We start from the raw sequence: 17,676 nt of genomic DNA, 5'->3' as shown, positions 1-17,676 counted from the left end.
GCCGGAATGGGTGGTGCTCCTGGTCACGGCCCTCCGCGGCCGGCGCACGCGGCGCCGCGCACCGCACGGAGCCGGGGACCGCCTCCGTGCACGGCCGGCTACCGCGCGTTGAAGTACTTGGCCTCCGGGTGATGGATCACGATGGCGTCGGTGGACTGCTCGGGGTGCAGCTGGAACTCCTCGGAGAGCTCGACGCCGATCCGCTCCGGCTGCAGCAGGTCCGCGATCTTCGCGCGGTCCTCCAGGTCGGGGCAGGCGCCGTAGCCCAGCGAGAAGCGCGCGCCGCGGTACTTGAGCGCGAACATGTCCTCGACGTCGGCCGGGTCCTCACCGGCGAAGCCCAGCTCGGAGCGGACCCGGGCGTGCCAGTACTCGGCGAGCGCCTCGGCCAGCTGGACGGACAGGCCGTGCAGTTCGAGATAGTCGCGGTAGGAGTTGGCCTCGAAGAGTTCGGCGGTGGCGGCGCCGATCCTCGAGCCGACGGTGACGACCTGGAGTCCCACGACGTCGGTCTCGCCGGACTCCTCCGGGCGGAAGTAGTCGGCCAGGCACAGGCGGCGGCCGCGGCGCTGGCGGGGGAAGGTGAAGCGGGTGCGCTCGGTGCCGTCCTCGTTCAGCAGGATCAGGTCGTCGCCCTTGGAGTGGCAGGGGAAGTAGCCGTGGACGACGGCGGCTTCGAGGAGGTTCTCGGTCTGCAGCTTGTCCAGCCAGCCCCGCAGCCGCGGGCGGCCCTCGGTCTCGACCAGTTCCTCGTACGTCGGACCGTCGCCGGTGCGGGCCTGCTTGAGGCCCCACTGGCCCTTGAACAGCGCGCCCTCGTCCAGCCAGGACGCGTAGTCGGCGAGCTGGATGCCCTTGACCACCCGGGTCCCCCAGAACGGCGGCTCGGGGACCGGGTTGTCGACGGCGACGTCCGAACGCACCGCGCCCTCGGGCTCCTCCCTCTCCGGCACCGCGGTGTCCCGCTTGGGCACGCGGCGCTGCTTGAGTTCGGGGAGGGTGGCGCCGGGTACTCCGCGCTTGACGGCGATCAGGGCGTCCATCAGCCGCAGGCCCTCGAACGCGTCACGGGCGTAGCGGACCTCGCCTTCGTAGATCTCGTGGAGGTCCTGCTCGACATAGGCGCGGGTGAGGGCGGCGCCGCCGAGGATGACGGGGAAGTCGGCGGCCATCTTGCGCTGGTTGAGCTCCTCCAGGTTCTCCTTCATGATCACCGTGGACTTCACCAGCAGGCCGGACATCCCGATGACATCGGCGCGGTGCTCCTCGGCGGCCTCCAGGATCGCCGAGACCGGCTGCTTGATGCCGAGGTTGACCACGTTGTAGCCGTTGTTGGACAGGATGATGTCGACGAGGTTCTTGCCGATGTCGTGCACATCGCCGCGGACGGTGGCCAGCACGATGGTGCCCTTGCCCTCGTCGTCGGACTTCTCCATGTGCGGCTCCAGATGCGCCACCGCGGTCTTCATCACCTCGGCCGACTGGAGCACGAACGGCAGCTGCATCTGGCCGGAGCCGAACAGCTCGCCGACGACCTTCATCCCCTCCAGCAGGGTCTGGTTGACGATGTCCAGCGCGGGGCGGTCCTGCAGGGCGGTGTCGAGGTCGGCCTCCAGGCCGTTCTTCTCGCCGTCGATGATCCGGCGCTGCAGCCGCTCGTCCAGCGGCAGGGCGGCCAGTTCCTCGGCCTTGCCCGCCTTCAGCGACTTGGCCGTCGCCCCCTCGAACAGCTCCATCAGCTTCTGCAGCGGGTCGTAGGCCGGTTCGTCCCCCTGCGCGGGGCGACGCCGGTCGTAGACGAGGTCGAGAGCGGTCTTGACCTGCTCCTCCTCCAGCCGTGCGATCGGCAGGATCTTCGAGGCGTGCACGATCGCGGAGTCCAGGCCGGCCTTGACGCACTCGTCGAGGAAGACGGAGTTGAGCACGATCCGGGCGGCCGGGTTGAGGCCGAAGGAGATGTTGGAGAGGCCGAGCGTGGTCTGCACCTCGGGGTGGCGCTTCTTCAGCTCCCGGATCGCCTCGATGGTGGCGATCCCGTCGCCCCGGGACTCCTCCTGGCCGGTGCAGATCGTGAACGTCAGACAGTCGATGAGGATGTCCGACTCGTGGATGCCCCAGTTGCCGGTCAGGTCCTCGATCAGCCGCTCGGCGATGGCGACCTTGTGCTCGACGGTACGGGCCTGGCCCTCCTCGTCGATGGTCAGCGCGATCAGCGCCGCACCGTGCTCGGCCGCCAGCGCGGTGACCTTCGCGAAGCGCGACTCGGGTCCGTCACCGTCCTCGTAGTTGACGGAGTTGAGGACCGCGCGGCCGCCGAGCTTCTCCAACCCGGCCTGCAGGACGTTGAGTTCGGTGGAGTCCAGCACGATCGGGAGGGTGGAGGCGGTGGCGAACCGCCCGGCCAGCTCCTCCATGTCCGCGACGCCGTCCCGCCCCACGTAGTCGACGCACAGGTCGAGCATGTGCGCGCCCTCGCGGATCTGGTCGCGGGCCATCTCGACGCAGTCGTCCCAGCGGGCGTCCAGCATCGCCTCACGGAACTTCTTCGATCCGTTGGCGTTGGTCCGCTCCCCGATCGCCAGATACGAGGTGTCCTGCCGGAACGGCACCGTCTGGTAGAGGGAGGCGGCACCGGGCTCGGGGCGCGGCGCACGCGCGGGCGGGACGATGCCGCGCACCCGCTCGACGACCTGCCGCAGATGCTCCGGCGTCGTTCCGCAGCAGCCGCCCACCAGCGAGAGGCCGTACTCGGCGACGAAGGTCTCCTGGGCGTCGGCCAGCTCACCGGCCGTCAGCGGATAGTGCGCGCCGTTCTTGCCCAGCACCGGCAGGCCCGCGTTCGGCATGCACGCCAGCGGGATGCGCGAGTGGCGGGCGAGGTAGCGCAGGTGCTCGCTCATCTCGGCCGGTCCGGTGGCGCAGTTCAGGCCGATCATGTCGATGCCCAGCGGCTCCAGCGCCGTCAGCGCCGCCCCGATCTCCGAGCCCAGCAGCATGGTGCCGGTCGTCTCGACGGTCACCGAGCAGATCACCGGGAGGTTGCTGCCGGTGGCCTTCAGGGCGCGGCGGGCGCCGAGCACGGCGGCCTTGGTCTGCAGCAGATCCTGCGTGGTCTCCACCAGCAGCGCGTCCGCACCACCGGCGATCATGCCCTCCGCGTTCTGCTGGTAGGCGTCGCGCAGCGTCACATACGGGGCGTGCCCCAGCGTCGGCAGCTTGGTGCCCGGGCCCATCGAGCCCAGGACGTAGCGCTGCTGCCCCGTGGAGGCCGTGAACTCGTCCGCCACCTCGCGTGCCAGCCGGGCACCGGACTCGGACAGCTCGAAGACCCGCTCGGGAATGTCGTACTCGGCCAGCGCGGCGAAATTCGCGCCGAACGTATTGGTCTCGACGCAGTCGACGCCGACCGCGAAGTACTCCTCGTGCACCGACCGCACGATGTCGGGCCGGGTGACGTTGAGGATCTCGTTGCAGCCCTCCAGCTGCTGGAAGTCCTCCATGGTCGGATCCTGCGCCTGCAGCATGGTCCCCATCGCGCCGTCCGCGACGACCACCCGCGAGGCCAGGGCCTCGCGGAACGATTCGACGCGGGTGGTGCTGATGGGCGATGGCGTGTTCGAGGCCATGGAGATGCTCCCGTGGTTGCGACGGCTGTCGGCTTTGCACCCTCCTCCAGAGGGCGCACCCGGCCAGCCTAGCTGCCGGTCCGGTACACGTGTTCCCCGTTCCACGCCCTGGACAGCACCGCGCCACCCCACTGCGGGCACGACGCGTGATCGTTGGCAGACTCCAGCTTCTCTCACCAAGTCGCGTCAGTTCGCTGACTCCAGTCGGCATGGACCGATATCGTTCAGCATTGTCGAACCGCACACTTCGGAGGTTGCCCGATGGCACGCACCATCCAGTCGCTGGAGCGCGCCGCAGCGATGCTGCGGCTGCTCGCAGGAGGGGAACGGCGACTGGGACTCTCCGACATCTCCTCCTCACTGGGACTGGCGAAGGGCACCGCCCACGGAATCCTGCGGACACTGCAGCAGGAGGGCTTCGTCGAGCAGGACGCCGCCTCCGGCCGCTACCAGCTGGGCGCGGAGCTGCTGCGGCTGGGCAACAGCTACCTGGACGTGCACGAGCTGCGCGCCCGCGCCCTGGTGTGGACCGACGACCTGGCCCGCTCCAGCGGCGAGGCCGTCTACCTGGGCGTGCTGCACCAGCAGGGCGTACTGGTCGTCCACCACGTCTTCCGGCCGGACGACAGCCGGCAGGTGCTGGAGGTGGGCGCGATGCACCCGCTGCACAGCACCGCGCTGGGCAAGGTGCTGTGCGCGTACGACCCGGTCGCGCACAGCGAGGTCGTCGAGGCGGAGCGGGAGGCGATCACCCCGCGCACGGTGACCGGCCTGGGGGACCTCGAGGGGCTGATGGACCTGACCCGGGCGCGCGGCTGGGCGGCGGACGTGGAGGAGACCTGGGAGGGCGTGGCCTCGGTGGCCGCGCCGATCCACGACCGGCGGCGGATGCCGGTGGGTGCGGTGGGGGTCACAGGGGCGGTGGAACGGGTCTGCCAGGAGGGCGAACTGCGGCCGGAAATCATCGCTGCTGTGAGGGATTGCGCACGCGCCGTGTCCCGGGATCTTGGTGCAGGGCGATTCTGACCGGATTCTCCCCATAAGTTCACCTAAGTTTTTGGCCACGGAACCCTTGACGGGGTTCTGACGGTGAACAAAACTGCCGTTCGTCGGTCGGCATTGTCGAACACCTAACGGCAATATTCGCTATGGTGGGGCACTGCCGCGGGCCGACCACCGCCCTCTAGGAGGGTGCGGACCACCGGACGGGACCCGGGGTTCGCCTTCCCCTGGACGAAGGACAAAGGAGTCGCGGGTGTCCAGCTCCGACATCTTCATCAGCGAGACCATCGGTACCGCTGTTCTGATCTTGCTCGGCGGTGGCGTCTGCGCCGCCGTCACATTCAAGCGCTCCAAGGCGTTCAACGCCGGATGGGTCGCCATCGCCTTCGGGTGGGGCTTCGCCGTCCTCACGGGTGCCTACATCGCCGCGAAGTCCGGCGCCAACCTCAACCCCGCGGTCACCATCGGCCTCGCCATCAAGGGCGGGATCCAGTGGAGCCAGGTGCCGGTGTACTTCGCCGGCGAGATGCTCGGCGCCATGATCGGCGCCGTGCTGGTGTGGATCGTGTACTACGGGCAGTTCCGTGCGCATCTGACCGACCCCGAGGTGCTGGCTGATCACACCAGCCATGAGGGCCTGGTCGACCAGGCCACCGCGCCGCAGGCCGGCCCGGTGCTGGGCATCTTCTCCACCGGCCCGGAGATCCGCCACGCCGTGCAGAACCTGGCCACCGAGATCATCGCCACCGTCGTGCTGGTGCTCTCGATCCTGACGCTCGGTCTGAGCGACAACGGGAAGGGTGTCGGCGTCATCGGCACGCTGCTGGTCGCGCTGGTCGTCACCGGTATCGGTCTGTCGCTGGGCGGCCCGACCGGGTATGCCATCAACCCGGTCCGCGACCTCGGTCCGCGCATCGTGCACGCGTTGCTGCCGCTGCCGAACAAGGGCGGTTCAGACTGGGGCTACGCCTGGATCCCGGTCGTCGGTCCGCTGATCGGCGGAGCCATCGCCGGGGGCCTCTACCAGGTGGCTTTCGCCTGAGCCGCCTGACCGCCCCGTCCGCCCGCACAGACTTCTTGGAGCACACACCATGAGCGACACCCCCAGCACCTCCTCCCACGGGCACGGTCCGTTCATCGCGGCCATCGACCAGGGGACGACCTCCAGCCGCTGCATCGTCTTCGACAAGGACGGCCGGATCGTCTCGGTCGACCAGAAGGAGCACGAGCAGATCTTCCCGAAGCCGGGCTGGGTCGAGCACGACGCCACCGAGATCTGGACCAACGTCAAGGAGGTCGTCGACAGCGCGGTCCACAAGGCCGGGCTGAGCGCCGCCGACGTCAAGGCCATCGGCATCACCAACCAGCGCGAGACCACCGTGCTGTGGGACCGCACCACCGGTGAGCCGGTCCACAACGCCATCGTCTGGCAGGACACCCGCACCGACGCGCTCTGCAAGGAGCTCGGCCGCAATGTCGGCCAGGACCGCTTCCGCCGCGAGACCGGCCTGCCGCTGGCCTCGTACTTCGCCGGTCCGAAGATCCGCTGGCTGCTCGACAACGTCGAGGGCCTGCGCGAGCGCGCCGAGCGCGGCGACATCCTCTTCGGCACGATGGACTCCTGGGTCATCTGGAACCTCACCGGCGGCGTCGACGGGGGTGTGCACGTCACCGACGTCACCAACGCCTCGCGCACCATGCTGATGAACCTGCACGGCCTCCAGTGGGACGAGAAGATCCTCGCCTCGATGGACATTCCGGCCGCCCTGCTGCCGGAGATCAAGTCCTCCGCCGAGGTCTACGGCCGCACCGTCGGCGGCGTGCTGGCAGGCGTCCCGGTCGCCTCGGCGCTCGGTGACCAGCAGGCCGCGCTGTTCGGCCAGACCTGCTTCGAGCAGGGCGAGGCCAAGTCCACGTACGGCACCGGCACCTTCATGCTGATGAACACCGGCCACGAGCCGGTCAACTCCTACAACGGGCTGCTGACTACCGTCGGCTACCGCATCGGCGACCAGCAGCCGGTCTACGCCCTGGAAGGCTCCATCGCCGTCACCGGCTCGCTCGTCCAGTGGATGCGCGACCAGATGGGCCTGATCAACAGCGCGGCCGAGATCGAGACCCTGGCCAGCACGGTCGAGGACAACGGCGGCGCGTACTTCGTGCCGGCCTTCTCCGGCCTGTTCGCCCCCTACTGGCGCTCGGACGCGCGCGGTGTCATCGCGGGCCTGACCCGCTACGTCACCAAGGCGCACATCGCGCGTGCCGTGCTCGAGGCCACCGCCTGGCAGACCCGCGAGATCACCGACGCCATGACCAAGGACTCCGGCGTCGAGCTGACCGCGCTCAAGGTCGACGGCGGAATGACCTCCAACAACCTGCTGATGCAGACCATCTCGGACTTCCTGGACGCGCCCGTGGTGCGCCCGATGGTCGCCGAGACGACCTGCCTCGGCGCTGCCTACGCGGCCGGACTGGCCGTCGGCTTCTGGTCCAGCACCGACGAGCTGCGCGCCAACTGGCGCCGGGCCGCCGAGTGGACCCCCCGGATGGATGCGGCCACCCGTGACCGCGAGTACAAGAGCTGGCTCAAGGCCGTCGAGCGGACCATGGGCTGGATCGAGGACGAGGAGTAAACATGAGCACCCTGCAGAGCGTCCCGGCACTCGGGACGCACCCGGCCAATGGTTCGCACGCGAGCCGCGCCGAGACTCGGGAGCAGCTTTCCAAGGCGACGTACGACCTCCTGGTGATCGGCGGCGGCATCCTGGGCATCTCCACCGCCTGGCACGCCGCGCAGGCCGGACTGCGGGTGGCCCTGGTGGACGCCGGTGACTTCGCCGGCGCCACCTCCTCCGCCTCCTCCAAGCTGCTCCACGGCGGTCTGCGCTACCTGCAGACCGGCGCGGTCAAGCTGGTGGCGGAGAACCACTTCGAGCGGCGTGCGGTGTCCCGCCAGGTGGCACCGCACCTCGCCAACCCCCTGACCTTCTACCTGCCCGTCTACAAGGGCGGCCCGCACGGCGCGGCCAAGCTGGGCGCGGGCGTCTTCGCCTACTCGGCGCTGTCCGCGTTCGGCGACGGCGTCGGCCACGTCATATCCCCGGCCAAGGCCCAGCGGGACGTGCCGGAGCTGCGGACGGACAACCTCAAGGCCGTGGCCGTGTACGGCGACGACCAGATGAACGACTCCCGGATGGCCCTGATGACCGTCCGTGCGGCGGTCGCGGCCGGCGCCACGGTCCTCAACCATGCCGAGGTCACCGGGCTGCGCTTCACCCAGGGCCGGGTCACCGGCGCCGAGCTCAAGGACCGGATGGAGGGCGAGGAGTTCGGCGTCAACGCCCGCCTGGTGCTCAACGCCACCGGCCCGTGGGTGGACCACCTGCGCAAGATGGAGGACGCGAACGCGGCCCCCTCCATCCGGCTGTCGAAGGGCGCGCACCTGGTCCTCAAGCGCACCGCCCCCTGGAAGGCCGCGCTGGCCACCCCGATCGACAAGTACCGCATCACCTTCGCCCTCCCGTGGGAGGACATGCTGCTGCTGGGCACCACGGACGAGGAGTTCGAGGGCGACCCGGCGGACGTCGCGGTCACCGAGAAGGACACCGCCCAGATCCTGGACGAGGCGGCCTTCTCCGTCCGTGACCAGCAGCTGTCGCGCGATCTGATCACGTACTCCTTCGCGGGTCTGCGGGTGCTGCCCGGCGGCCCCGGCAACACCTCCAAGGCCAAGCGCGAGACGGTCGTGACCGAGGGCAGCGGCGGCATGCTGTCGGTGGCCGGCGGCAAGTGGACGACCTTCCGGCACATCGGCCGTACGGTCATGAACAAGCTCGCCGCGCTGCCCGGCCACCCGCTGGCCGAGGACATGGAGCCGATCGCGCATCTGCCGAAGAAGCTCCCGCTGCCCGGTATCGCCAACCCGAACGCGGTGGCGCACCGGCTGCTCATCGACGGCGGCACGCCCGGCCCGCGGATGGCCCCGGAGACCGCCCGGCACCTCGCCACCCACTACGGTTCGCTGTCCTTCGACATCGCCCGGCTGGCGAACGAGAACCCGGCGCTGGCCGAGCGCATCCACCCCGAGGCGCCGGAGATCTGGGCGCAGGTCGCCTACGCCCGCGACCACGAGTGGGCCGAGACGGTCGACGACGTGCTGCGCCGCCGCACCACCCTGATGATCCGCGGCCTGGACACGGAGGACGTCCGGACGAAGGTCAAGGACATGCTGGCGGGCTGAGCAGGGGCGTCGGCGCCGGCCCGGGAGCCGGCACCTGACAGCGCGTCATGGTGACGTACGCCGCGCGCCGAGGGGGCGGTCCACAGGGGCCGCCCCCTCGGCGTCCCCCGCGTTCTCCCCCTCGTCAGCCCTCGTGGTCTCCGGGCATCACCGGCCATAATGGGCTCAGACATCGGAGGTCTGAGCCGGGCGTCCGGAGGGCGAGATCCGGACGGATCCGGGCGGGGAGGTCGGCATGGCGGTCACCGACGAGGCCATCGAGAAGATCAAGGGCATGATCGTCTCCGGCGCGCTGCGGCCGGGCGACCGGCTGCCGAAGGAGAGCGAGCTGGCGGCCGAGCTCGGCCTGTCCCGCAACTCCCTGCGGGAGGCCGTGCGCGCGCTCTCGCTGATCCGCATCCTGGACGTGCGCCAGGGCGACGGCACCTATGTCACCAGCCTGGACCCCACACTCCTGCTGGAGGCCATGAGCTTCGTGGTGGACTTCCACCGCGACGACACGGTGCTGGAGTTCCTCGCCGTCCGCCGGATCCTGGAGCCGGCCGCCACGGCCATGGCGGCGGGCCGGATCCAGGAGGAAGAACTGGACGTCCTGGAGGCTCAGTTGAACGCGCTGGGGCCGTCTCCCTCCGTCGAGGAGCTGGTCGCCTGCGATCTGGAGTTCCACCGCGGAATCGTGGCGGCCACCGGCAACTCCGTGCTCTGCTCCCTGCTGGAGGGGCTGTCCGGGCCGACCACCCGGGCCCGGGTCTGGCGGGGGCTGACGCAGAAGGACGCCGTGGCGCGCACCCTCACCGAACACCGGGCGATCCTCCGTGCGCTGCGCGACCGGGACGCGGAGGCGGCGCGGGCCTGGGCGACGGTGCACATCGCCAGCGTGGAGCAGTGGTTGCGCTCCTCGCTGTGAGGTCCCGGCGCCGCGCGCTCCCGCCGGACGGTCCCTACGGCGCCCTGACCCCGTACACCCGCCCGGCCGTGCCGCCGAAGACGGCCGCCCGCTCCTCCTCGGTGAGCTGGCCGGTGGCCGACTCCGCGAGCGCGACCACGTCCTCATAGCCGGCGGCCAGCGTGCACACCGGCCAGTCGGAGCCGAACATCACCCGGCCCGGGCCGAAGGCGTCCAGCACATGCCGGGCATAGGGCAGGATCTGCTGCGGCCGCCAGGCCTCCCAGTCGGCCTCGGTGACCAGGCCGGACAGCTTGCAGCTGACGTTCGGCAGTGCGGCCAGCGCGGTGATCTGGGCCGCCCACGGCTGCCAGTCCCCTTTCGCCACGGCCGGCTTGGCGGCGTGGTCCAGGACGAAGGCCAGCTGCGGCAGGGCGCGGACGGCGGCGTGGGCGGCGGGCAGTTCGCGCGGGGTGACCAGCAGGTCGTAGACCAGCCCGGCGTCGGCCAGCGTGCCCAGGCCGCGCAGGACGCCGGGGCGGGTGAGCCAGTCGGGGTCCGGTTCGTCCTGTACCTGGTGCCGGACGCCCACGAGACCGGCGGGCAGCGCCGCCAGGACCCCGTCGAGCGCCGGGTCGCACAGGTCCGCCCAGCCGACGACGCCGGCGACCGGCCCCTCCCCCGCGGCGAGGGCGAGCAGTTCGGCGGTCTCCTCGTACGAGGGCGAGGACTGGACCACGAGCGTGGCGTCGATGCCGTGCCCGGACAGCTGCGGGGTGAGGTCGGACAGCGGGTAGCTGCGGCGGATCGGATCGGCCCAGGGCCCGTCCATCCACGGCTGACCGCGCCGGCTGAGGTCCCACAGGTGGTGATGGGCGTCGATACGCATCAGGGGAGCGCTCCGGGGCGGGCTCGGTCGTTCAGGGGCAGCGGCAGATCGGGGTCGAGCAGGCCGCGGGCGACGAGCGTATGCCACAGCGCGTCCGGGATCCGACGGGCGAACAGTGCGGCGTTCTCGGTCATCTCCTCGGGCGTGGCCGCACCGACGACGGCCGAGACGACGGCGGGGTGACCGAAGGGGAAGCGCAGCGCCGCCGCTTTGAGCGGGACGCCGAACTCCTCGCACACCGCGTCGAGTTGTTGCGCACGGTCGAGCAACCCGGCGGGGGCGGGGGCGTAGTTGTAGGGCGCGCCCGGTGACGGGTTCGCCAGCAGGCCGGAGTTGTAGACCCCGCCGACGACCACGGAGGTGCCGCGCCGGGTGCACACCGGCAGCAGATCGTCGAAGGCGGTGCGCTCCAGCAGGGTCCAGCGGCCGGCGCAGAGCACCACATCGACATCGAGGTCGGCGACCAGCCGGGCCAGCGGACCGCTGTGGTTCATGCCGAAGCCGATCGCCCGCACCATCCGCTGGGCGCGCAGCTCGGCCAGGGCCGGGAAGCCGGTCTCGTACACCTCCGGCAGATGGTCCTCGACGTCGTGCAGATAGACGAGGTCGACGGCGTCCACCCCGAGCCGCTCCAGGGACGCCTCCAGCGTGGCGCGGATTCCGTCGCGGGAGTGGTCCCGGACCCGGGCCCGTGCGGGGGCGCCGACGAAGCCCTCGCCGGACGCCTCCTCCCCCGGACGGAGCGGCCGCAGCCGGCGGCCGACCTTGGTGGACAGGGTGTAGGTGGCGCGGTCGCGGCCGCGCAGGGCCCGGCCGAGCCGTTCCTCGGACAGGCCGGCGCCGTAGTGCGGTGCGGTGTCGAAGTGGCCGGCGCCGGCGGCGAACGCGGCGCGGACGACCTCGTGCGCCTGCCGCTCCGGAACGGCGCGGTAGAGGTTGCCGAGCGGCGCGCAGCCCAGGCCCAGCGGCGGCACGACGACCCCGGTGCGCCCCAACTCGACTCCCCCGTACGGGTGATGGTCCGTCACGGCGGCGCTCAGTCCTGCTTCTCGCCGCCGGTGAAGCGGGAGATGACCAGGGCGACGATGATGATCAGGCCGTTGAGGAACTGCGTCCACAGGGGCGGCACCCCGGCCAGCGTCATCACATTGATGACGAGCTGGAGGGTGAGGACACCGGTGAGCGCGCCGAAGAGGGTGCCCCGGCCGCCCTTGAGGCCGATGCCGCCGATCACCGCGGCGGCGAAGACCTGGAAGATCCAGCCGCTGCCCTGGCTCGCGGAGACCGCGCCATAGTGGCCGGTGTAGAGAATCCCCGCAAAGGCGGCGAGCACCCCGCCGAGCGTCAGCACGGTCCAGGTCAGGCGGTCCACCCGGATGCCGGCCGCGCGGGCCGCCTCCGGGTTGCCGCCGATCGCGTACAGCGCCCGCCCGGACCGCAGAAAGCCCAGGGCCGCGCCGCCGAGGGCGAAGAGGGCGAGGCAGATCCATACGGCGGCCGGGACGCCCAGCCAGTCGGCCCGGCCCAGATAGGCGAAGGAGCGGGGGACATCGCCGATGGACTGCCCCTCGGAGATGCCCAGGTGCAGGCCCCGCAGCATGGTCAGCATGCCGAGGGTGGCGATGAAGCCGTTGACCCGCAGGGTGAGGATGAGGAAGCCGTTGGCGGCGCCGACGGCCGCGCCCACGGCCAGACAGAGCGGGACCGCGGTCCAGGCGGGCAGCAGGCCCAGCCCGGTGAAGCGGGCGCCGTGCGCGGGCATCACCAGCCACAGGGCGACCACCGGGGCCAGACCGATGGTCGATTCCAGCGACAGATCCATCCGCCCGCTGATCAGGACGAGCGCCTCGGCCAGCACCAGCAGGCCCAGTTCCGTGGACTGCTGGACGACGCCGATGAGGTTGTCGGCGGTGAGGAACGCGGGCGACACGATGAAGCCGATGACACCCAGCACGACGATCACCGGCACCAGGGAGAGGTCCCGCCAGGGGCCCGGGACGGTCCGGGCCCTGCGGCGCGGGGCGGCGGTGCCGGGGCCGCCGGTGGCCGGCGGCGAGGCGGTCTCGGTCATGGCGCGGTCCCTTCCGTGGCGTCGGTGGCGGGGGTGCCGGGTGCGGCGGGCCGGGCGGTGTCCGGCGGTCCGCCCGGGCCGCCCGGCCCGCCGGTGCCCGCCACGCCCTCCATGGCGGCGACCAGGTCGTGGTCGTGCCAGCCGGCGGCGAACTCGGCGGTCACCCGGCCGTGGAAGACCGTCAGCACCCGGTCGCAGATCCGCAGGTCGTCCAGCTCGTCGGAGACGATCACGGCGCCGCTGCCCCGGTCGGCGACCTCCCGTACGACGCCCAGCAGCGCCTCCTTGGACCGGACGTCGACGCCGTTGGTGGGCCGGACGGCCACCAGCACCGCCGGATCGCGGGCCAGCGCGCGGGCGATCACCACCTTCTGCTGGTTGCCGCCGGAGAGCCCGTACACCGGCTGGCCGGGCCCGGTCGTCGTGATGTCCAGTGCCGTGATCATCCGCCGGGCGAACTCGCGGGTCCGGGAGGGCAGGACGGTGCCCAGCGGCCCGAGCCGGCCGGTGACGGTCAGGGTGGCGTTCTCGGCGACGCTGCGGCCCGGAACGAGTCCCTCGCGGTGCCGGTCCTCGGGGACGTAGCCGATCCCCGCGTCGAGGGCGTGCGGCACGCTGCCGGTGCGCACCGGCCGCCCCCGGACCGTGATCCGGCCGCCGTCCGGGGCGCGCAGCCCCGCCAGGGTCTCCCCGATCGCGGTGCCGCCGCCGGCCGCGCCGCCCGCGAGCCCCACCACTTCGCCGCCGCGCACGGTCAGATCCAGCGGTGCGAAGTGCCCGGCGACGGCCAGTCCTTCGGTCCGCAGCACCGCCTCCCCCGCCGGCCGCGCGCCGCCCGCCCGCGGCCGGCGCGCGGCGCCCGCCTCCTCCCCCGTCATCGCCGCCACCAGCGCGTCCTCGCTCAGTGCGGGGACCGGCGCGGTCAGTACGTGCCGGGCGTCACGGAAGACGGTGACGGTGTCGCACAGCTCGTGGACCTCCCGCAGATGGTGCGAGATGAACAGGAAGGCCACTCCCTGGTCGCGCAGTTCCCGCAGCTTGCCGAAGAGCCGGGCGATGCCGCGGGCGTCCAGCCGGGCGGTGGGTTCGTCGAGGACGATCAGCCGGGCGCCGCACGACAGCGCGCGGGCGATCTCCACGAACTGGCGCTGCTCGACGCCGAGATCCTTGATCCGGGCGGCCGGGTCGGCCTCGACGCCGTACGCGGCGAGCACGGCGCGGGCCCGCTCGCGCAGCGCCCGCCAGCGGAGGGTGCGGCCGCCCGGGAAGCGGCCCAGGTAGAGGTTCTCCGCGACGGTCAGCTCCGGCACGGTCATCGGCTTCTGGTGGACGCAGGCGACCCTGCGCCGCCAGGCGGCACTGTCGCCCCAGGCGGGTGCGGGCGCGCCGCCGAAGGTGACGCGGCCGGCGTCCGGGCGTGTCATACCGGTCAGCACGGACACCAGCGTCGACTTGCCGGCGCCGTTGCGGCCGACGAGGGCGTGCGCCTCGCCGGGCCACACGGTCAGCCGGACACCGTCGAGGGCGACGGTGGGGCCGTAGCGTTTGACGATTCCCTCGGCGTGCACGGCCGCCGGCCACTCTTCGTCCTCCGCGGCCATCACCGCTTCTTCTCCAGCTGGTTGGCCCAGAGCGCCGGGTCGTCGACGTTCTTCTTGGTGACCAGGGGTGCGGGCAGCTGGTCCTCCAGGCCGTTCTTGATCTTCACGAGGGTCGAGCCGTGATCGGTGCGTCCCGGCCGGAACGTCTTCCCGGCCAGCGCGGCCCTGGCGTAGTACAGCGCGTACTTGGCGTAGAGGTCGGCGGGCTGGGAGAGGGTGGCGTCGATCTTTCCGGCACGGATGGCGTCCAGCTCGTCCGGTATGCCGTCGTTGGAGATGATGGTGAGGTGTCCGGCGGAGCCGGCCGGCCTGAGCAGCCTCTTCTGCTCCAGGAGGGCGAGCGTCGGCTGCAGGAAGGCGCCGCCGGCCTGCAGGTAGAGGCCGTCGAGGTCCGGGTGCTGGGCGAGCAGGCTCTGCAGCTTGCCGGAGGCGACCTCGCCCTTCCAGTCGGTGGCCAGCTCGTGCACGGTGATCCGGGGGAACTGCCGCCGCATGCAGGACGCGAACGCCTCCGACCGGTCCCGGCCGTTGACCGAGCTGAGGTCACCCTGGAGTTCGGCGACCCGGCCCCGGCCGCCCAGGCGCCGGCCGAGATACTCGCAGGACTTCTCCCCGTAGGCGCGGTTGTCGGCGCGCACGACCATGTAGACGCGGCCCTCGTCGGGACGGGTGTCCACGCTCACCACCGGGATCTTCTTCTCCGCCAGGCGCCGCAGTTCGGCGGTGATGGCGCCGGTGTCCTGCGGGGCCATCACGATCGCCCTGGCCCCCTGTCCGGTCAGTGCCTGCACATCGGCGACGACCTTGGCGATGTCGTTCTGCGAGTTGGACAGGGGCAGCGCGGCCGGGCCGCCGTGGTCCAGGTCCCTTTCGAGGTACTGCTGGTAGGAGTTCCAGAAGTCGGTGTCCGTACGGGGCACATCGATGCCGATCCTGCCGCCCGCGGTGTCGCTGCCGCGGTTGCAGCCGGTGAGCGCGGCGGTGGCGAGCACCGCGGCACAGGCGGCCGCGCCGGTGGTACGCAGTCTCATGGGTGATCCCTCGGTCGTGGTGTGCGGACGGGCCGGTTCAGGTGGCGGGCCGCAGCCGCAGCCCCTGCATCCCCCCGTCCACGGCGAGTGCCGTCCCGGTGATACCGGAGGCCGCCGGGGACGCCAGCGAGGCGATGGCGGCAGCCACTTCGCCGGCGGTGACCATCCGGCCCATCGGCTGACGGGCGTGCAGCGCGGCGCGCTCGGCGGCCGGGTCGTCGGCGCCCGCCAGCAGCCGGCCGATCCACGGGGTGTCGGCGGTGCCCGAGTTGACGCAGTTGACGCGGATGCCCTCACGAAGGTGGTCGGCGGCCATGGCGAGGGTCAGCGAGAGGACCGCGCCCTTGGCGGCGGCGTACAGCGCGCGCCGCGGCAGCCCGGCGGTGGCGGCGATGGAACAGGTGTGGGTGACGGACACCCGGCCCGGGGCCCCGGCGGCGGCGCGGCGCAGTGCCGGGAGCGCGGCGCGGGCGCAGCGCACCAGGCCCAGCACGTTCACGTCCAGGACCCGGTGCCACTCGGCGTCGTCGTTGTCCTCGACGGTGCCGACGGCGCCGATGCCGGCGTTGCCGACGAGGGTGTGCAGCGCGCCGAGTTCGGCCACCGCCCGGGCGACGCCGTCCCGTACCGCGCCGTCGTCGGTGACATCGGCCGGGATCCGGATCGTCCCGGCGGGGGCGCCGGAGGGGTCACGGTCCAGGACGGCGACCCGGGCGCCGCGGTCGCGCAGGAGTGCGGCGGTGGCCGCGCCGATGCCGGAGGCGCCGCCGGTGACGAGGGCGGCCAGGCCCGTGAAGTCGGCCGGCGGCCGGCCGGTGGGTGGTGCGGTACTCATGCGGTGACCTCCTGGGTGCCGGGCTCCTGGGTGCCGGGCCGGCCCGGCCGCAACCGGCGGGCGCGCCACAGGGGCCCGTCGGGAAAGCGGTGGGCGGCGAGCGAGGCGGGCTTCATCCGGGCCGAGAAGCCGGGGGCGGCCGGGGCGCGGTAGCGGCCGCGCTCGAGGACGACCGGATCGCTGAAGTGGTCGTGGAGGTGGTCGACATACTCGATCACCCGGTCCTCCCAGGTCCCGGAGACCGCCACGAAGTCGAACATCGCGAGGTGCTGCACCAGCTCGCACAGCCCCACCCCGCCCGCGTGCGGGCAGACCGGAACGCCGTACTTCGCGGCCAGCAGCAGGATCGCGAGGTTGTCGTTGACCCCGGCCACCCGCGCCGCGTCGATCTGCACGAAGTCCACGGCGCCGGCCTGCAACAGCTGCTTGAAGAGCACCCGGTTGGCGACATGCTCCCCGGTGGCGACCTTCACCGGCTGGCCGGCGCGCACCGCGGCGTGCCCCAGGACGTCGTCCGGGCTGGTGGGTTCCTCGATCCAGTAGGGGGCGTACGGCGCCAGCGCGGTCATCCAGCGCACGGCCTCGGGCACGTCCCAGCGCTGGTTGGCGTCGACCGCGATCCGTACGCCGGGGCCGACCGCGTCCCGGGCGAGCCGCAGCCGCCGCCGGTCGTCGTCGAGGTTCGCGCCCACCTTCAGCTTGATCTGTCCGAAGCCGGCGGCCACCGCCTCGCGCGCCAGCCGCACCAGCGTGCGGTCGTCGTGGCCGAGCCAGCCGGGCGAGGTGGTGTAGGCGGGGTAGCCCTCGGCCCGGAGGCGGGCGGTGCGCTGAGCCCGGCCCGGTGCGGCGGCGCGCAGGAGGGCGAGGGCCTCGCCGGGGGTCAGCGCGTCAGAGAGGTAGCGGAAGTCGACGAGCGAGACCAGCTCCTCGGGGGTCAGCGTGGCCAGGAACTCCCACACCGGCAGGCCGGCCCGGCGGGCGGCCAGGTCCCAGGCGGCGTTGACCACCGCGCCGGTCGCCATCTGCATCACGCCTTTTTCGGGGCCGAGCCAGCGCAGCTGGGAGTCATGGGTGAGGTCGTGGTGGAGCGCGGCGAGATCGGCGGCGGTGGCGGGCGCGGGGCGGCCGGCGAGGTGCGGTGCGAGCGACCGGATCGCGGCGGCCATGACCTCGTTGCCGCGTCCTATGGTGAAGCAGAGGCCGTGTCCCTGCGGGCCGCCGGTGGTGCGGAGCACGACATAGGCGGCGGAGTAGTCGGGGTCCGGGTTCATGGCGTCCGAGCCGTCGAGCCGGTCCGAGGTGGGGAAGCGGATGTCGTGGCATTCGAGCGCGGTGAGGGTATCGGAACCGGCCATGCGCATGCCCCCTGAGATGGTGGGGAAGAACATCGGACCTTTCCGGGTCATCCGATGTATAGCCCTCCTCGCATGGCGACGTCCAGACCGCGTACGGAAGTTGGGCGGGAAGAACCCTGGACAGGTCGGATGAATCACCA

The 17,676-nt window shown here is 72.0% G+C and carries 13 protein-coding genes; 5 read left to right on the top strand and 8 right to left on the bottom strand.

Going from position 1 to position 17,676, the window contains the following annotated elements; translation table 11 throughout:
- Window positions 1–98 precede the first annotated feature (98 nt).
- Complete coding sequence (gene metH / locus OIU81_RS29660) at window positions 99–3,626, bottom strand: methionine synthase (RefSeq protein WP_329152701.1); 3,528 nt, start codon at window positions 3,624–3,626, stop codon at window positions 99–101.
- 261 nt (window positions 3,627–3,887) lie between these two features.
- Here metH and OIU81_RS29655 point away from each other — a divergent pair, with 261 nt between their 5' ends.
- From OIU81_RS29655 to OIU81_RS29635, 5 genes are all read left to right on the top strand, one after another.
- On the top strand, window positions 3,888–4,652 hold the full coding sequence (locus OIU81_RS29655; RefSeq protein WP_329152699.1) for an IclR family transcriptional regulator: 765 nt from the start codon (window positions 3,888–3,890) through the stop codon (window positions 4,650–4,652).
- Between the two features lie 229 nt (window positions 4,653–4,881).
- Window positions 4,882–5,670, top strand: coding sequence for an MIP/aquaporin family protein (locus tag OIU81_RS29650; protein ID WP_329152696.1), 789 nt, complete (start codon window positions 4,882–4,884; stop codon window positions 5,668–5,670).
- Window positions 5,671–5,719: 49 nt separating this feature from the next.
- On the top strand, window positions 5,720–7,261 hold the full coding sequence (gene glpK, locus OIU81_RS29645; protein WP_329152694.1) for a glycerol kinase GlpK: 1,542 nt from the start codon (window positions 5,720–5,722) through the stop codon (window positions 7,259–7,261).
- Window positions 7,262–7,263: 2 nt separating this feature from the next.
- Window positions 7,264–8,868, top strand: a complete 1,605-nt coding sequence (locus OIU81_RS29640; RefSeq protein WP_329152692.1) for a glycerol-3-phosphate dehydrogenase/oxidase — start codon at window positions 7,264–7,266, stop codon at window positions 8,866–8,868.
- 235 nt (window positions 8,869–9,103) lie between these two features.
- Window positions 9,104–9,775, top strand: a complete 672-nt coding sequence (locus OIU81_RS29635; protein ID WP_329152691.1) for a FadR/GntR family transcriptional regulator — start codon at window positions 9,104–9,106, stop codon at window positions 9,773–9,775.
- A 34-nt stretch (window positions 9,776–9,809) separates the two neighbouring features.
- Here the strand turns inward: OIU81_RS29635 and OIU81_RS29630 are convergent, their stop codons facing one another.
- Genes OIU81_RS29630 through OIU81_RS29600 form a run of 7 tightly spaced genes read right to left on the bottom strand, consistent with a single transcriptional unit; the run spans window position 9,810 to window position 17,536 of the window.
- Window positions 9,810–10,643, bottom strand: a complete 834-nt coding sequence (locus OIU81_RS29630) for an amidohydrolase family protein (protein WP_329152688.1) — start codon at window positions 10,641–10,643, stop codon at window positions 9,810–9,812.
- Entirely contained in the window at window positions 10,643–11,638 is a 996-nt protein-coding gene (locus OIU81_RS29625) for an aldo/keto reductase (RefSeq protein WP_329155450.1), read from the bottom strand. The genes OIU81_RS29630 and OIU81_RS29625 overlap by 1 nt, the downstream gene beginning before the upstream one ends.
- Before the next feature lie 41 nt (window positions 11,639–11,679).
- On the bottom strand, window positions 11,680–12,714 hold the full coding sequence (locus OIU81_RS29620) for an ABC transporter permease (protein WP_329152686.1): 1,035 nt from the start codon (window positions 12,712–12,714) through the stop codon (window positions 11,680–11,682).
- Window positions 12,711–14,315 (bottom strand): sugar ABC transporter ATP-binding protein, encoded by a 1,605-nt coding sequence (locus OIU81_RS29615; protein ID WP_329152685.1) that lies wholly within the window; start codon window positions 14,313–14,315, stop codon window positions 12,711–12,713. Before OIU81_RS29615 ends, OIU81_RS29620 begins: the two co-directional genes overlap by 4 nt.
- On the bottom strand, window positions 14,315–15,346 hold the full coding sequence (locus OIU81_RS29610) for a sugar ABC transporter substrate-binding protein (RefSeq protein WP_329152683.1): 1,032 nt from the start codon (window positions 15,344–15,346) through the stop codon (window positions 14,315–14,317). The genes OIU81_RS29615 and OIU81_RS29610 overlap by 1 nt, the downstream gene beginning before the upstream one ends.
- 37 nt (window positions 15,347–15,383) lie before the next feature.
- A complete protein-coding gene (locus OIU81_RS29605; RefSeq protein WP_329152681.1) occupies window positions 15,384–16,181 on the bottom strand; it encodes an SDR family NAD(P)-dependent oxidoreductase in 798 nt (265 codons plus the stop codon).
- Window positions 16,178–17,536: an enolase C-terminal domain-like protein gene (locus tag OIU81_RS29600; RefSeq protein ID WP_329152679.1), complete on the bottom strand. Its 1,359-nt coding sequence runs from the start codon at window positions 17,534–17,536 to the stop codon at window positions 16,178–16,180. The genes OIU81_RS29605 and OIU81_RS29600 overlap by 4 nt, the downstream gene beginning before the upstream one ends.
- Window positions 17,537–17,676 lie beyond the last annotated feature (140 nt).

Source organism: Streptomyces sp. NBC_01454 (assembly GCF_036227565.1).
GTDB lineage: Bacteria > Actinomycetota > Actinomycetes > Streptomycetales > Streptomycetaceae > Streptomyces.
The sequence above is the reverse complement of the archived record's forward strand: the minus strand, read 5'-3'. Positions and strand labels throughout refer to the sequence as shown.

Coding starts and splice junctions, on each gene's coding strand:
- metH (WP_329152701.1), bottom strand. CDS start 3,626: ATGGCCTCGAACACGCCATCGCCCATCAGCACCACCCGCGTCGAATCG.
- OIU81_RS29615 (WP_329152685.1), bottom strand. CDS start 14,315: ATGGCCGCGGAGGACGAAGAGTGGCCGGCGGCCGTGCACGCCGAGGGA.
- OIU81_RS29605 (WP_329152681.1), bottom strand. CDS start 16,181: ATGAGTACCGCACCACCCACCGGCCGGCCGCCGGCCGACTTCACGGGC.
- OIU81_RS29620 (WP_329152686.1), bottom strand. CDS start 12,714: ATGACCGAGACCGCCTCGCCGCCGGCCACCGGCGGCCCCGGCACCGCC.
- OIU81_RS29655 (WP_329152699.1), top strand. CDS start 3,888: ATGGCACGCACCATCCAGTCGCTGGAGCGCGCCGCAGCGATGCTGCGG.
- OIU81_RS29635 (WP_329152691.1), top strand. CDS start 9,104: ATGGCGGTCACCGACGAGGCCATCGAGAAGATCAAGGGCATGATCGTC.
- OIU81_RS29600 (WP_329152679.1), bottom strand. CDS start 17,536: ATGGCCGGTTCCGATACCCTCACCGCGCTCGAATGCCACGACATCCGC.
- glpK (WP_329152694.1), top strand. CDS start 5,720: ATGAGCGACACCCCCAGCACCTCCTCCCACGGGCACGGTCCGTTCATC.
- OIU81_RS29610 (WP_329152683.1), bottom strand. CDS start 15,346: ATGAGACTGCGTACCACCGGCGCGGCCGCCTGTGCCGCGGTGCTCGCC.
- OIU81_RS29630 (WP_329152688.1), bottom strand. CDS start 10,643: ATGCGTATCGACGCCCATCACCACCTGTGGGACCTCAGCCGGCGCGGT.
- OIU81_RS29640 (WP_329152692.1), top strand. CDS start 7,264: ATGAGCACCCTGCAGAGCGTCCCGGCACTCGGGACGCACCCGGCCAAT.